A 15,732-nucleotide genomic window follows, 5' to 3' on the forward strand; every position below is an offset into this window, starting at 1 on the left:
AATTGTCATTAGCAGCTTAATTCACATAAAAAAATAGCCAGCTAAGGCTGGCTATTCGTCTTCTTTCTCAATAAATAGAGTGCTGAGCCCTTAGTGGGCTTGATCCCAGTTATCCCCAGAATCAGCGTCAGCAACAAGAGGAACATCCAATTGTGCCGCCGCTTCCATCAAACGCTGTACCTCTGCAGTTACAGCATCTAAATGCTCATTCTGTACTTCAAATACAAGTTCATCGTGCACTTGCATGAGTAGACGAACTTGACCTTCAGGTTGCTGTTGGACCCACTCATCAACCAACACCATTGCACGCTTAATAATATCAGCCGCGGTACCTTGCATCGGCGCATTGATAGCAGCTCGTTCTGCTGCTTTACGACGAATACCGTTACGTGATTTGATATCAGGCAGGTGCAAGCGACGACCAAATAAGGTTTCAACAAAGCCCTGCTCGCTCGCGGTATTACGGGTGCTTTCCATATATTCCAGCACACCAGGGTAACGTTCAAAGTACAGATCCATATACTCTTGCGCTTCGTTACGCCCCATGCCCAGTTGTTTCGCTAAACCAAATGCACTCATGCCATAGATCAAACCGAAGTTGATCGCTTTAGCACGACGACGCTGCTCGGTTGATACCGAGTCAATCGGCAAGCCAAGGATCTCAGCCGCTGTTGCAGCATGAATATCTTTACCCGTGCGGAACGCCTCAAGCAATGCTTCATCACCCGACAAATGCGCCATAATACGTAATTCGATTTGCGAGTAATCGACCGCCAGTACTTTGTATCCCGTTGGGGCTATAAACGCTTGGCGAATTCGACGGCCTTCAGCATTACGAATAGGGATATTCTGTAAATTTGGATCGCTTGACGACAAACGCCCAGTCGCTGTTACCGCTTGATGGTACGAGGTATGTACTCGCCCAGTAGCCGGATTCACCATTTTCGGCAGTTTATCGGTGTACGTTGACTTCAACTTCGACAAACTACGGTATTCCAAAATTAATTTGGGTAATGGGTAATCAAGCGCCAATTCTTGCAGCACTTCTTCATTAGTAGAAGCCGCACCAGACGGTGTTTTCTTCAAGATAGGTAAACCCATCTTTTCAAACAAAATAGCTTGCAGTTGCTTCGGTGAACTTAAGTTAAATTCTTGCTCTGCAATTTCATACGCTTGCTGTTGGAGTTCGTCTAAGCGCACGGCTAATTCTGACGATTGTGCGCCCATTAGCATGCTGTCAATCAACACACCGGTACGTTCAATACGCGAGAGAACAGGCACCAGTGGCATTTCAATCTCTTCAAATACAGATTTTAATTTCTCGTCTGCATTCACTTTGGCAATCAGTACGTTATGAAGGCGTAAAGTAATATCCGCATCTTCCGCCGCATAAGGACCAGCTTGTTCTAAATCGATTTGATTAAACGTTAGCTGCTTTTTACCTTTACCCGCGATATCTTCAAAGCTAATTGTTTTATGCTCTAGGTAACGCAGCGATAGGCTATCCATATCATGACGGCCAACCACACTATTGAACACGTACGACTCCAGCATGGTATCAAACACAATACCCTGCATATCAATATCGTATCGCGCCAAAATGCTGGCATCAAACTTCAGATTTTGACCCACTTTCGCTTTGGTTGCATCTTCAAGTAATGGTTTTAGCTGTGCTAATACCCAATCTCGATCCAATTGCGCTGGAGCATCAAGGTAATCATGAGCGACAGGTACGTATGCCGCTTTCCCTTCTTCAACCGCAAATGACACACCAATCAAGTTAGCGGTCATGTAATCTAGGCCGTCCGTTTCGGTATCAAACGCGACAACCTCAGCGGTATTCAGTTGCTCAAGCCAAGCGCTAAAGCTGGCTTCATCTAATACGGTTTCGTAACCGCTGCGATCAATGACTGGCGCAACAATTTTAGGCTCATCCGTTGCACTACCACCAACAACGCGTTCATCGGCTACAATTTTGCCATCGCTACCATCAAGCATTTCGCTCAACCAACGACGGAACTGTAATTTACCAAATAGTTTGGTCAGCTCATCGGTATCTGGGGTGGTTTTAACCAACTCATGCGGTGCCATCTCAAGCTCAACATCCAGCTTGATCGTTGCCAGTTGGTACGACATATATGCCGCATCTTTGTTATCTTCCAGCTTTTTAGGCATGGTTTTCGAACCACGGAAACCTAAGGCTGGAATCGCATCAAGATTGTCATACAGCGCATCTAAACTACCAATACCTGTTAGCAAGGCTTTCGCTGTCTTTTCACCCACACCCGGTACACCCGGAATGTTATCAACTTTATCGCCCATCAAGGCTAAATAGTCGATGATCAGTTCGGGACCAATACCAAACTTCTCTACTACGCCAGCAGGATCCATCACCACATCTGTCATAGTATTGATCAGAGTGACATTCTCATCCACTAGCTGCGCCATATCCTTATCACCCGTACTGATCAGTACAGGCATCCCCGCCTGTGATGCTTGGCTTGCTAACGTACCAATCACATCATCGGCTTCCACCCCTGAAATCGAGATCAAGGGTAAACCCATTGCTTTAATTACAGCGTGAAGTGGTTCAATTTGACCACGAAGATCGTCCGGCATTGGTGGACGATTCGCTTTGTATTCCGGATACATATCATCACGGAAAGTCTTGCCTTTCGCATCGAAAATGACCGCAATATGTTCAGTTGAGAACTGGCGCAACATACTGCGCAGCATGTTCACAACACCATATACCGCTCCTGTTGGTTCTCCATCAGAATTGGTGAAGTTAGGTGCAGCATGGTAAGCACGGTAAAGATAAGATGATCCATCGATCAAAATAAGCGGGTTATCTGGAATAGTAGCCATAGAGATATTCTTATATCCGGAAAAGTCATAATCACTCGGCACACAGATTGCGCATAATATATGCTCAAAGAGAGGAATCTGTATGGCGGGTTACTAGAATGCCACGACAACTCGCCAGTGTTAACTGATGTTTTCCCCGACGCACCCTCAATCTGTGGATAACTTTGTTAGTATTTAATTTTAAAGCTGGGATCAACTTTTAAAACAAAATCAAAACATCGCACAAAAACCATTGAATTCAATAAGATAACAAAAAACAGGCAAATAGATCTTTGATCGAGCAATGATCATTGAATGTGGACAACGTTAGCGTAGCAATCTTAAATTAAGCATACAGACTGTAAAAATAGACAATTTTGACTAGAAAGGAAGCCAGAATGAAAAGAATTGCGGTAATTTTAAGCGGCTGTGGGGTCTTTGATGGCAGTGAGATTCACGAATCGGTACTTTCCCTGCTAGCAATTGAACAAGAAGGCGCCAGCTGGCACTGCTTTGCTCCTAATATTGATCAACACCATGTGATCAACCATCTCACTGGTGAAGAAAGTACGGAATCTCGCAATGTATTGATCGAAGCCGCCCGCATTGCCCGCGGTCAGATCCAAGACGTCAAAGATCTTAGTGCGAACCAATTCGATGCATTGTTGGTACCTGGGGGATTTGGCGCAGCCAAAAACCTATCAGACTTTGCCATCAAAGGCAGTGATTGCACGATCCACCCCGACGTACTCAGTGCCTGCCAAACTTTTGCCCAAGCCGACAAACCAGCGGGTTATCTGTGTATAGCCCCGGCGATGATCCCGCTCATTTATGGCTCAGGAGCGAAAGGGACGATCGGCACGGATCCTGACACTGCCCAAGTCTTTAATAATATGGGGGGTGAACACATTGAATGTCCGGTTCATGACTTCGTATTAGACCAAAAACGCCGTTTACTCACCACACCTGCATACATGCTTGCTGGCAGTTTAAGTGAGGCTGCAAGTGGCATTAATAAGTTGGTCAAAGAGTTGGTGAAATTAGCGTGATCGGATTGGTCAAAAAGATTGGAATAAGAAGTAAAATGGGTAAACGCTAGAAAAGAAAAAGCGGCGCAACTTTGGAAGGCGCCGCTCAGCAGAAGTGGTGTGTTGTTCCTAGCCCTACACTGGGAACATTCATCCATGAGCTGAAGTACACTGGAAGCAATGTGAGCAATGTCGTGCCTTCAGAACGCTAGCTGATGTAACCGCCATCGCCTGAGTGCCTGTTAATAATAACCATTCTCATCTTTATTGCAAGCACTTATTGAGAATTAATTTCATTTAGATGCTAACCAGAGGTCCTTCACTTCTTTACTCTGCCCGTTTAACACCCACTAAAACCACGTGAAGCACCCGTAAGGCATTGTTATTTAGCCAGTACCTTCTCAAAGTACAAACGGTAATCAGCCACTTGACCTTTCTTTTCAAGATCAAGGATCTGATAGCCATTACGCAGCAACAAGCGCAACATGGCGGCAAACCGATTACGAGACTTCACCGTTAAGCGTTTATAGCCCTCTGCTTTTACCCATGCTTCTTGTGCTTCTAACAAAGCTTGCGCGACGCCATGACCTCGTCCTAAGGGTGAAACACCGCCTATCCAGCTATAAAACTCATCATCAGATTTCGCATACCCGACTTTAACGCCAACAAGTTGCTGATTCATTTGGGCGACTAATACCAGCGCAGGCTGATCCGCGATCCGAGCCTGTAAACTCTCTACTGTTTCAACATGATCAAACTCTTTGATCGTAGCAAGCACCGTGAGTGCTTCTTCCAAACTAGCTTGACGAACCAACATAGTTTTCACCTCATTTCACCTTAACGTTCATCAACAACACAGCATACTGCACCCAATTTCAAATAAAAAAAACCAGCAAAATTTGCTGGCTTCTTGTTTGATACTGAGTATCACACTAATTTTTGCTCCCCCATATAATTGGGGTTCAATGCGGTAAGCTTTTTCACTAAGTAGTTAAGCAATACACCGTAAATAGGTACAAATAAACCTAAACTAATTAATAACTTAAACGTGTAATCCACTAAGGCGATTTCAGTCCAGTTCGCAGCCATAAAAGCATCTGGGCTGTTGTAGAAAGCGATTGAGAAAAACGCAATCGTATCTAAAGCATTACCAATAATGGTTGAGCATGTTGGGGCAACCCACCAGCTTTTTGCTTGGCGTAAGCGGTTAAATACCGAGACATCCAAAATTTGACCCAGTAGATAAGCCATAAAGCTCGCGACAGCAATACGAGCAACAAACAGGTTAAATTCCAATAAGTGAGCAAAACCTTGGTACTCCCCTTGGAAAAATACCACCGACAAACCATAAGATATCAGCAAGGCGGGCATCATCACGCGCAGAATGATTTTACGCGCCATCTGAGCACCAAAAATGCGTACGGTTAAATCCGTTGCCAAGAAGATAAAAGGAAAGGTAAACGCCCCCCACGTGGTATGGAATCCCATCACCGTAAAAGGAAGTTGTACTAAGTAGTTGCTTGAGGCAATGATCACTAAGTGGAATAACACTAAGTAGGAAAGTGCTTTGCGCTGCTGCGCGGGTGTAAATTGCGAAGTCGTCATTAAAGAGACCTTTTTGTCATTGGGGGAGAGGGAACCCAAATATATTCACGCGGTAGGATCTCACCCCTACGCGACCAAGCGGGCGATTATACAGTAACCAATCGAGCTGCCTAGCCCTACTGCTGCCATCCACCACACGCAATCGTTTCACTGCGGAAGAAAAGGACACACGAGCCGACTAACAATATTGTGCTGTATCTGTCGGTAGCATACTTGCGATAAAAGCCAAGGTGTCATTATCAGCACTCGACATAGCTTCTATCCACAGCGCCCCACTGTAGTGCTCGCCTTTGAGCAAGAGTCGACAGCCTTCGAAATCAATCAGCCAAACATGTAAATCGGCATTTTTTTCTTGCTCAATGACAATTGAGTCAATCCGCACGACTAACGCTGTCGCCACTTCACTAAAAGTGTCGTAATCAAAGTCAGGCGCAGTTAATAGTAAATGACTGTGTTCAAAGTCAAGGCGACGAACCGAGAAAGGTTCGTAGGGAAATGATGACATATAGAGTCCTTTTTCGGCGATTTAGTAGCTAAAATTCGCTATTTGGCTTAATTCCTGTAACCAATTGTTGCTATGGGTATCAAACCATAAGACAACTATAGCCAAGCGCTATAGCTTCATGGTTTTATAACTGTGTTGCCGACAATACTGCATTAATGCGGCTCATCACCCTTAATGCAATGTTGGTAACCGGTGATGTTAACATTCTCACCAAATACGCAAGCTGTTTTGTTGCGACGACAACATAGTCTTATTATGTTCGAAACGCATTTTATACCGGACTCGGATAAGTCCGGTATTTTTTTGCCTGCCATGTACCAAGCAAAAATAGCACTTCAATCGCAACGGCTAATAATCAACGGTCGCCATCAAGTGCTCTTCAATCAGCGTTAAAAAAGCGTCGCCGTATTTTTCCAACTTACGCTGGCCTACACCATTCACCGCAAGTAAAGCCCCCGATGAGGTCGGTAATTTCTCTGCCATTTCCATCAAGCTGGCATCGTTAAATACCACATACGGTGGCAAATCATCTTCATCGGCAATCGCTTTACGTAGCTTGCGTAATTTCGCGAATAATTTTTTATCGTACTGACGATTGGCCAATTTATCATTTTTCGCCGTACGTGCTGCGCTATCCAGCCTTGGCACTGCTAACTCTAAGTTGATTTCACTGCGCAATACCAAACGGGCTTTTTCCGTCAGTTGTAATGTTGAGCTACGCATGATGTTTTGATTTAAAAAACCCAAATGCACCAATTGACGCAAAATGCTGATCCAAAATTCATTACTGTGCTCACGACCAATACCGTAGGTCGTCAATTGATCATGACCATGCTCGCGGATCCGCTGATTTTGCATCCCGCGTAGTACTTCCACCACATAGGTCATGCCAAAGTTTTGATTGACGCGGTAAACACACGATAACGCCTTCTGCGCGACTTCAAGGGCAGCAAAGCGTTTAGGTGGGTCGATACAAATATCACAGTTACCGCAGGGCTGTTCTCGGTGCTCACCAAAGTAATGCAGCAAAACTTGGCGGCGACAAGTTTGCGCTTCAGCAAACGCGCCCATTGCATTCAGTTTATGGCTCTCAACCCTTTTTTGCTCCCCTTCTTCTTTCTCATCGAGGCAACGGCGTAGCCACGCGAGATCTGAAGGGTCGTAAAAGGTCACCGCTTCAGCGGGTAGGCCATCTCGCCCTGCGCGCCCTGTCTCTTGATAATAAGATTCGATATTGCGGGGAATATCGTAATGCACCACAAAGCGAACATTGGGCTTATTAATCCCCATGCCAAATGCCACTGTGGCCACCACAATATGAACATCATCACGCTGAAAACTTTCTTGCACATGCGCTCGCTCGCTAAAATCGAGCCCTGCATGGTAAGCCGCCGCGCGAATACCTTCGCCACACAGCTTTTCAGTTATTTGTTCTACCCGTTTACGGCTATTGCAATAAATAATGCCGCACTGGCCACGTACCCCGGCTAGGTAGCGGGTTAGTTGTGCCATAGGTTTGTATTTTTCTTGCAAGGTATAGCGAATATTAGGGCGATCAAAACTGCCCAAATACACATGCGGATCCATCAACGCTAAGCGTCCCATAATGTCACTGCGTGTGGTGTCATCGGCTGTGGCAGTTAACGCTAAAATAGGCACGTCAGGGAAATGTTGTTTAAGTAGCCCCAGCTCGGCGTATTCACGGCGGAAATCATGCCCCCACTGCGAAATACAGTGCGCTTCATCCACCGCAATTAAACATAATGGGATGCCCTTTAGACGCTCAATAAAATCATACATCAAGGCGCGCTCAGGTGAGACATACACCAATTTCACGGTCCCCGACTGCATCGCCTCAAAGGTTTCCATTACCGCTTCACGGGTCATGGTCGAATTTAAGTATGCCGCCGCCACCCCATTGGCTTGCAGTTGATCGACCTGATCTTTCATTAATGATATAAGCGGTGAGATCACCAAGGTTAGGCCATCTAACATCAAAGCTGGAATTTGATAGCACAGTGATTTGCCGCCACCTGTAGGCATGATCACTAAACCGTCTTGCCCTGCTGTCGCTGCTTCAATGACTTCTTGTTGACCCAGACGGAACGCTTGGTAGCCAAACACATCCTGCAAAATTTGTTCGCTTGCAGATGGGGCGCTCGGCGTCTGAGATTCAGCACAGCTTGATGACATAACACGGCTCTTTAAACAAAAGGGGCGAGTATTCTATACCAAACTCCGCTGTCGGGCATTCTCTGTTGAATCTGGTTGGTTTCTGTTCGACCCTCGTTTTATACTGCAGTCACATTTTTTGGCAAAAAATACCTTTCTTTCGCTTTTTTATAAAACAAGATTTGGAATTCAATGGACGAACAAGCACAACAAACACGACGAGGCGTTTTTCTCGCTCTTGCCGCCTATACCATGTGGGGCATTGCGCCTATCTATTTCAAATCGCTGCAGCATGTCAGCGCATTTGAGATTTTAAGCAGCCGTGTTATTTGGTCTTTCTTTTTTTTAGCAGCCATCATAGGTGTACGCCGTCACTGGCATAAGGTGTCAGTGATCATGCGCCAACCCAAAATGCTGTTGATCTTGGCACTAACCTCGGTGTTGGTGGGCAGTAACTGGCTGATTTTCATTTGGGCAATTAATAATAACTACATGCTTGATGCCAGCTTAGGCTATTTTATCAATCCTTTGTTTAATGTCGTTTTGGCCATGGTTTTTTTAGGCGAACGGTTACGCCCATGGCAATGGGTTGCGGTTACACTTGCGACATGTGGTGTGTTGGTTCAGCTGATCCAATTTGGTTCCTTACCTTGGATAGCGCTGGCGCTAGCTGCCACCTTTGCTAGCTATGGTTTACTTAGGAAAAAAGTCAATCTTGATGCACAGACCGGTCTTTTTATTGAAACCTGCTTACTGCTGCCTGTCGCCGCTTTTTATGTTTTCATGATTGCCGATACTCCCACCTCTGATTGGTCACAAAACAGTACAACGACCAACTTGCTGTTAATGGCAGCAGGGATTGTGACGACAGTACCTTTACTCTGTTTTACTGGCGCCGCCACTAAGTTAAAGTTCTCAACCTTGGGCTTCTTCCAGTACATAGGGCCAAGCTTAATGTTCTTACTGGCTGTCGCTGTTTATGGCGAAGCTTTTACGGCCGATAAAGGCATAACATTTGGCTTTATTTGGGCTGGCCTGGTGATATTCAGTGCCGATGGCTTACGCACTCACCGCAAGAATAAAAAACAAATACCACTTGTTTAGCCCTTACCGATAAATACCTTTAGCCATCCGGTGCTGTGAATTTTTTACAAGCAGCACCGTCGTGGCTATGGTGTACTAAAACTACGCACCAAGAAACGGGGGAGTGTCTTCAATTTCCTCTTCGGCATTCTTGGCTATCAAGCAACATCAAAGGGGAGAGTTGTTATGAATAAAATCAGCCATCGCAAAAGCCCCATTGACGACATCAACCTCATTGATGCCCATTATCAAAACTTTGCATTCAAGCGGCACTATCACTTGGATTACCATTTAGGGTTGATCACCCAAGGCCAGCAGCAATACTTTTATCAAGGTGCCAAATACATCGCTGGCGCAGGACAATTAGTGATCATGCCACCGGATGAAATCCATGACGGTCAGGCCAAAGAGCAATCAGGCTATCGCGTGAAAGTGTTTAGCATTACACCGGATTGGCTTAGCCAGCAAGCTGAAGATGTATCAGGCAAAGGCCACTACTGCTTCCCACAAAACAACATTGCCGATCAGCCGTTATTTCACCAATTAACGCAGCTCCACCAGCAGCTCGATAATCCATTGGTCTCACAGCTGGCCCGAGATAGCCTACCCATCGAATCGTTTTCTTATTTATTAACGCATTATGGGCAAGTTCGTGAAGCACCCATCACGGCGTTAGGCAGTAAAGATTTATCCCAGCTACGTGACTATGTGATGGCCCATTTGGATCAAAAAATCGGCTTAAAAGATTTGGCTACCTTATGCGGGCTTAGCTCTTCTCAAATGCTGCGCCAATTTAAAAAAGCAACCGCAATGACGCCGTATGCATGGTTAGCCCGCCTTCGGTTAGAGCATGCCATGGCGCTATTAAAAGCGGGCTTTAGCAGTACTGAAGTGGCGTATCATGTCGGTTTTTACGACCAAGCCCACTTCGCCAACGCATTCAAACAGACCTATGGCATTGCCCCTTCACATATCAAATAGCCGTTAAGCCTATTCACTGTCATTATTTTACAAGCTTCTATCTGCAAACTACGGCATTCTGACGGCCGCTGGGCATTCCGCCTCGCCATTTGAAGGATGTCATCGCCACAATGATCAACGAAGTCACCACGCTATTCACGCTTGTCACTGTCCACATTATTGCCCTGATGAGCCCTGGGCCTGATTTTGCCTTAGTGGTGCAAAATGCAGGTCGCTATGGTCGTCAAACAGGGATCAGCATTGCCTTGGGATTATCTCTAGGTATTTTGATGCATTCTATTTTGAGCCTCACAGGGGCAAGCCTGCTTATTCATCAACATCCGATGTTATTTGCCTTACTGCAAGCCGCAGGCGGTAGTTACTTATTGTGGCTTGGGATTGGCGCAGTAAAGGGGATTTTATTGCCTCTGTGGCGAGCTAAGCGCAGCAGTGAACACAGCAATGAAAAGTCGCAGCCAGCCACACAACCAGCCGCTTCACCAACACCACCGCGTGTCTTGGCAAACCGTAAGCAAGCCCTGATGAAAGGCTTCACCACCAATATTCTTAACCCGAAAGCCTTGGTGTTTTTTATTAGCTTACTCTCAACGCTAGTGCCTGCCGATATGTCGCTAACGGGGAAAATCAGTGCCATCGCTATTTTATGGCTCACCTCTTTTATATGGTTTGCGCTATTAGCTTGGCTCTTAACGGGAAAACGTCTTCAGCAAAAACTGCAATATGCCGCTCCCTACATTGACGGTATCTGCGGTGTGCTTTTCATCAGTATTGGTTCAATCATTCTATGGTCTGTGGTCAGCGGAATTTGAATTTAAGCACAAAACCTGTCCAATAATTAGACAAGGCATAATAAGGCTGCCACTCTGATTTCATTGCAAATGGAATGCACATAAATCAGAGGACACCCAATGCCGAAAATGACGCCCCCAACTCTCGCCAAGCTCACTCTCAGCTTGGCGTTTGTTTTTTCTAGCTCCTCACTTTTTGCCAGCCAAACCACAGACAGCATCGCCCCAGAAGCGGCGACAGGTTTACAACAACAAACGCTGGTCAAAGGCACTGAATGGATGGTGGCCGCTGCCAATCCATTGGCCAGTGATGCAGGGGCGCAAATGCTGCGCCAAGGCGGGAATGCGATTGATGCCATGATTGCCACCCAGCTCGTACTTGGCTTAGTGGAGCCGCAATCATCGGGCATTGGTGGCGGCGCCTTCTTGGTCTATTGGGATGCAAAAAAGCAAGCGATGACCACCTTTGATGGCCGTGAAACCGCACCTTATGCTGTCACCCCCATTTTGTTTCAAGACAACAAAGGCCAACCGTTAAAGTTCTTTGATGCCGTGGTAGGCGGACGGTCTGTGGGCACGCCGGGCACCGTCAAATTGCTTTGGCACACCCACCAGCGTTTAGGGAAATTAAAATGGAAAGACCTGTTTGCGCCAGCACTCAAACTGGCACAGAAAGGGTTTCCTGTCAGCCCTCGCTTGGCGTCACTCGTCGAGAAAGACCAAGAATATCTTCAACGTTTCGCCCCAACCAAAGCCTACTTTTTTAACGATGATGGCACCCCAATTCAAGCAGGGCAACAACTCAAAAATCCTGAATACGCCAAGACACTGCGCCTAATCGCCGATCAAGGTGCGACCGCCTTTTACCACGGTCAGATCGCCAAAGACATCGTCAAAACAGTGCGGAGCGTGGAAGAAAACCCTGGGGTATTGAGCGCCATGGATTTCGCCACTTACCAAGTGAAAGAACGTCCTGCGGTGTGCGCCCCTTACCGCCAGTACAGTATCTGTGGCATGGGACCTCCAAGCTCTGGGGCACTCACACTCGGGCAAATCATGGGCATGCTAAGCTATTATCCGCTCGATAAAATGGGGGTCAGTGATGTCCACAGCTGGCGCTTACTTGGCGATGCTTCACGCCTCGCTTTTGCCGATCGAGGCCGTTATATGGCCGATAGCGACTATGTGCCGATGCCTACCAAAGGCTTGCTCGCCGATGACTATATTGAAGAGCGCGCGAAGTTACTTAAGGGGAATCAGGCACTAACAAAAGCAGAAGCCGGTATGCCGACTTGGAACTACGCCAACACCTACGCGCCAGATGAATCCATAGAGCTGCCCTCCACCAGCCATTTCACTATTGTCGATAAAGATCGCAATGTCGTATCCATGACCACCACGATAGAAAATGGCTTTGGCTCTCGCTTAATGGTACGGGGATTCTTACTCAACAATGAGCTGACCGACTTTTCTTTCCGCAGCCATGTCGATGGTATTCCCATTGCTAATCGCATTGAGCCAGGCAAACGCCCTCGCTCATCGATGGCACCGACTATCGTGTTAGAAGATGGGGAACCACGCTTAGCCGTTGGTTCACCAGGTGGCAGTCAGATTATTGGGTATGTCGCTAAAACTTTGGTCGGCCATCTCGATTGGGGGCTCGATTTACAGCAGGCTATCAACTTACCTAACATGAACAACCGCTTTGGTGCTTTTGAGCTAGAACAAGACACCAATGCTGAACTCTGGGCGCCAAAATTAGAGCGATTAGGCTTTGATGTAAAAATAAAGCCGCTTAACTCTGGGGTACAAGCAATCCGCATTGACGGCAAAAACCTGATTGGCGCCGCCGATCCACGTCGCGAAGGCAAAGTCGTCGCCCAGTAATAACGCGCACCTGTAATACCTTGTAATAAGCGCGCCTGCACCTACCAACAAAAAGCCCGCGATATTTTCATATCACGGGCTGTTCATTATTTAACACATACGCTGTGATTACATCGGATCAAGCTTGGCGTATTGGGTTACCAACCACTTAATCCCTTCACCGTTGAAGGCGACTTGCACGCGACTTTGCGCACCACTGCCTTCAAAGTTGATAATTGTCCCCTCACCAAATTTCGGATGCTGAACACGCTGGCCTAAGCTAAATCCGGTTTGGTTAAAGTTGTCGTTCACCGTAGTTTGGCTAAAGCGCCCACCAGTCGCTGGGCGCGACACTTGCGCCTTCATTCGGACTTCTTCGACATGCTGCTCGGGGATCTCCCGAATAAAACGTGACGGCTTGTGGTAATTATCTTTACCGTATAAGCGGCGCATTTCAGCATGGGTGATGTAGAGCTTTTTCATGGCGCGGGTCATGCCCACGTAACACAAACGACGCTCTTCTTCTAACCGACCCACTTCTTCGGTCGTGCGAGAACTCGGGAACATGCCCTCTTCAACGCCGACCATAAAGACCACTGGGAACTCCAAACCTTTGGCACTGTGCATTGTCATCAGCTGCACAGCATCATCAAACTCATCGGCTTGGCCTTCACCCGCTTCCAGTGCCGCATGCGACAAGAACGCCGATAACGGACTCATCTCTTCGGCTTCTTCTGGTACTTCAAACTGACGGGTTGCGGTCACCAACTCTTCCAAGTTTTCGATCCGCGCTTGTGCTTTTTCGCCTTTCTCTTGCTCGTACATCGCACGTAAGCCAGAGTTTCGGATCACTTCATCGGTTTGCTGGTACATCGGTAACTCAGCAGTATCGTCTTCTAACGCGTTCACCAATTCGATGAAACGACGTAGCGCATTGGCCGCACGACCTGCGAGCACTTGTTCTTCAAGCAAGGAAATACTCGCCTGCCACATCGTCATGCCACGATCACGCGCCGCTAAACGAATAGTTTCTAAAGTGCGATCACCAATGCCACGCGTTGGGGTATTCACCACCCGCTCAAACGACGCATCATCGTTACGATTGCTCATTAAGCGCAAGTAAGACAATGCATCTTTAATTTCTTGGCGTTCGAAGAAACGCATCCCGCCGTAAATACGGTAAGGCATGCCCGCTTGGATTAAGGCTTCTTCCAACACGCGCGATTGGGCATTACTACGGTACAAGAATGCCGTGTCTTTCAACACCCCACCTTGTTCACGCCACTCTTTGATTTTACCGACCGCAAAGCGGGCTTCATCAAGCTCGTTAAACGCCGAGTAAATTGAGATCAAATCGCCTTCGGCACCGTCGGTCCACAAACTCTTGCCCATACGCTCATTGTTATTGGCAATCAGTTCATTGGCCGCTTTTAGAATATTCCCTGTCGAACGGTAGTTTTGCTCGAGGAAAATAGATGACGCCCCTTGGAAATCATTCAAGAAACGTTGAATATTCTCAACTTTCGCCCCACGCCAACCGTAGATAGATTGGTCATCATCACCGACGATCATCACATTACAATCTGGTCCCGCCATTAGGCGTAACCATGCAAATTGGATGTTGTTGGTATCTTGGAATTCGTCGACCAAAATATGCTTAAAGCGCGCTTGGTAATGCTCACGAATATGTTTGTTATCGCGGATTAACTCAAAGGCACGCAGCAATAATTCAGCAAAATCGACTAAACCAGCACGATCACAGGCTTCTTGATACGCGGTGTATAAACGCAGCCAGGTTTGTTCAACCGGGTCGTTGAAGGTATCGATATGCTTAGGGCGTAGCCCTTCGTCTTTTTTACCGTTGATGTACCATACCGCCTGACGGGCAGGCCATTGTTTTTCATCAAGGTTATGCAGCTTAATCAGACGGCGCATCAAACGCATCTGATCATCAGAATCAAGGATATTGAAGTCTTCAGGCAAACGCGCTTCAAGATAATGCGCCCGTAGCATGCGGTGACATAGACCATGGAAAGTACCATTCCACATGCCCGCCGATGAGCCATGCATTAGCTCGTTAATACGGCCTCGCATTTCTGCCGCCGCTTTATTGGTAAAGGTCACCGACATAATCGAATACGGTGACGCTTGCTCAATCGACATTAACCAAGCAATACGATGAACCAGCACCCGTGTTTTACCACTGCCAGCACCTGCCAGCACTAAGTGGTTACCTAACGGTGCTGCCACCGCTTCGCGTTGTTTGTCATTAAGACCATCTAACAGGAGTGATACGTCCATCGCCATCTACTGGTTATTTATACAATGCTGTCGATTATAACAGCTCCATTTCAGAATACTCTGAGAAGTTATCAGTGATTCAACCTCTTGCTGACTATTTTTTGTTCTATGCTTGGAACTAGCGGAAAGTTACACCTAAGTAAATTAATTGTAAAAAAGGTGAAATTATTTTCTTGCTACCCCTTTCTTATGTTCCGAGAGCGCAAAAAGCGCCATTAAAAACCAAAAGGAAATGTTGCTACATCAAGCAACAGTCAGCGTATAAAGAGGAATTACTATGAAGAAGACAAATATCGCCCTAGCCACTGCTGTTACTGGTCTTATTGCACTTGCAGGTACTATGGCTTCAACGTCAGCTGTTGCGGCTGATGGCGCAAAAGAGAAATGCTACGGCGTCGCTAAAGCTGGTAAAAATGATTGTGCGACTAAGACGAGTTCATGTGCTGGTACATCTAAAGTCGATGGTCAGAAAGATGCCTTCATCATGGTACCAAAAGGTTTATGTGACCGTCTGTCTGGTAGCGCTTCAGAGGCGAAATAATTGAGCAGACTGACA

General features: G+C 46.7%; 12 protein-coding genes. 6 read left to right on the top strand and 6 right to left on the bottom strand.

The features are described 5' to 3' along the window. Positions 1-90 precede the first annotated feature (90 nt). The gene (polA, locus tag ASV53_RS02775; RefSeq protein ID WP_094956006.1) at positions 91-2,868 is read right to left on the bottom strand and encodes a DNA polymerase I; all 2,778 of its coding nucleotides are present in this window, start codon (positions 2,866-2,868) and stop codon (positions 91-93) included. A 377-nt stretch (positions 2,869-3,245) separates the two neighbouring features. Here polA and elbB point away from each other — a divergent pair, with 377 nt between their 5' ends. After that, positions 3,246-3,896, top strand: coding sequence for an isoprenoid biosynthesis glyoxalase ElbB (elbB, locus tag ASV53_RS02780; protein ID WP_094956007.1), 651 nt, complete (start codon positions 3,246-3,248; stop codon positions 3,894-3,896). A 361-nt stretch (positions 3,897-4,257) separates the two neighbouring features. On the opposite strand, the gene ASV53_RS02785 is transcribed toward elbB, so the two are convergent. The 4 genes from ASV53_RS02785 to recQ form a co-directional block, all read right to left on the bottom strand. Continuing rightward, positions 4,258-4,692 (bottom strand): GNAT family N-acetyltransferase, encoded by a 435-nt coding sequence (locus ASV53_RS02785; RefSeq protein ID WP_094956009.1) that lies wholly within the window; start codon positions 4,690-4,692, stop codon positions 4,258-4,260. Positions 4,693-4,802: 110 nt separating this feature from the next. Beyond that, positions 4,803-5,480: a 7-cyano-7-deazaguanine/7-aminomethyl-7-deazaguanine transporter gene (locus ASV53_RS02790; protein WP_062690329.1), complete on the bottom strand. Its 678-nt coding sequence runs from the start codon at positions 5,478-5,480 to the stop codon at positions 4,803-4,805. Positions 5,481-5,658: 178 nt separating this feature from the next. Further along, on the bottom strand, positions 5,659-5,985 hold the full coding sequence (locus ASV53_RS02795) for a DUF3630 family protein (RefSeq protein ID WP_094956010.1): 327 nt from the start codon (positions 5,983-5,985) through the stop codon (positions 5,659-5,661). 348 nt (positions 5,986-6,333) lie between these two features. After that, positions 6,334-8,178, bottom strand: coding sequence for an ATP-dependent DNA helicase RecQ (gene recQ, locus ASV53_RS02800; RefSeq protein ID WP_094956011.1), 1,845 nt, complete (start codon positions 8,176-8,178; stop codon positions 6,334-6,336). 171 nt (positions 8,179-8,349) lie between these two features. Between recQ and rarD the strand changes: the two genes are divergently transcribed. The 4 genes from rarD to ggt all read left to right on the top strand — a co-directional run bounded on the left by rarD (position 8,350) and on the right by ggt (position 12,896). Then, positions 8,350-9,261: an EamA family transporter RarD gene (rarD, locus tag ASV53_RS02805; protein ID WP_094956013.1), complete on the top strand. Its 912-nt coding sequence runs from the start codon at positions 8,350-8,352 to the stop codon at positions 9,259-9,261. A gap of 165 nt (positions 9,262-9,426) precedes the next feature. Then, positions 9,427-10,221: an AraC family transcriptional regulator gene (locus tag ASV53_RS02810; protein ID WP_094956015.1), complete on the top strand. Its 795-nt coding sequence runs from the start codon at positions 9,427-9,429 to the stop codon at positions 10,219-10,221. A gap of 113 nt (positions 10,222-10,334) precedes the next feature. Continuing rightward, positions 10,335-11,030, top strand: a complete 696-nt coding sequence (locus ASV53_RS02815) for a LysE family transporter (protein ID WP_094956056.1) — start codon at positions 10,335-10,337, stop codon at positions 11,028-11,030. Between the two features lie 99 nt (positions 11,031-11,129). Next, positions 11,130-12,896, top strand: coding sequence for a gamma-glutamyltransferase (gene ggt, locus ASV53_RS02820; RefSeq protein ID WP_239928712.1), 1,767 nt, complete (start codon positions 11,130-11,132; stop codon positions 12,894-12,896). 108 nt (positions 12,897-13,004) lie between these two features. On the opposite strand, the gene uvrD is transcribed toward ggt, so the two are convergent. Next, positions 13,005-15,176 carry a DNA helicase II gene (gene uvrD / locus ASV53_RS02825; RefSeq protein WP_094956017.1) on the bottom strand — a complete coding sequence of 724 codons (2,172 nt, stop codon included), beginning with the start codon at positions 15,174-15,176 and terminating at the stop codon, positions 13,005-13,007. Between the two features lie 277 nt (positions 15,177-15,453). Here uvrD and ASV53_RS02830 point away from each other — a divergent pair, with 277 nt between their 5' ends. Beyond that, positions 15,454-15,717 (top strand): BufA1 family periplasmic bufferin-type metallophore, encoded by a 264-nt coding sequence (locus ASV53_RS02830; RefSeq protein WP_062690326.1) that lies wholly within the window; start codon positions 15,454-15,456, stop codon positions 15,715-15,717. The last annotated feature ends 15 nt before the right edge of the window (positions 15,718-15,732 follow it).

Origin of the sequence: Photobacterium sanguinicancri, from assembly GCF_002265265.1 — a bacterium.
Taxonomy (GTDB): Bacteria; Pseudomonadota; Gammaproteobacteria; order Enterobacterales; family Vibrionaceae; genus Photobacterium; species Photobacterium sanguinicancri.

Coding starts and splice junctions, on each gene's coding strand:
- polA (WP_094956006.1), bottom strand. CDS start 2,868: ATGGCTACTATTCCAGATAACCCGCTTATTTTGATCGATGGATCATCT.
- elbB (WP_094956007.1), top strand. CDS start 3,246: ATGAAAAGAATTGCGGTAATTTTAAGCGGCTGTGGGGTCTTTGATGGC.
- ASV53_RS02785 (WP_094956009.1), bottom strand. CDS start 4,692: ATGTTGGTTCGTCAAGCTAGTTTGGAAGAAGCACTCACGGTGCTTGCT.
- ASV53_RS02790 (WP_062690329.1), bottom strand. CDS start 5,480: ATGACGACTTCGCAATTTACACCCGCGCAGCAGCGCAAAGCACTTTCC.
- ASV53_RS02795 (WP_094956010.1), bottom strand. CDS start 5,985: ATGTCATCATTTCCCTACGAACCTTTCTCGGTTCGTCGCCTTGACTTT.
- recQ (WP_094956011.1), bottom strand. CDS start 8,178: ATGTCATCAAGCTGTGCTGAATCTCAGACGCCGAGCGCCCCATCTGCA.
- rarD (WP_094956013.1), top strand. CDS start 8,350: ATGGACGAACAAGCACAACAAACACGACGAGGCGTTTTTCTCGCTCTT.
- ASV53_RS02810 (WP_094956015.1), top strand. CDS start 9,427: ATGAATAAAATCAGCCATCGCAAAAGCCCCATTGACGACATCAACCTC.
- ggt (WP_239928712.1), top strand. CDS start 11,130: ATGCCGAAAATGACGCCCCCAACTCTCGCCAAGCTCACTCTCAGCTTG.
- uvrD (WP_094956017.1), bottom strand. CDS start 15,176: ATGGACGTATCACTCCTGTTAGATGGTCTTAATGACAAACAACGCGAA.
- ASV53_RS02830 (WP_062690326.1), top strand. CDS start 15,454: ATGAAGAAGACAAATATCGCCCTAGCCACTGCTGTTACTGGTCTTATT.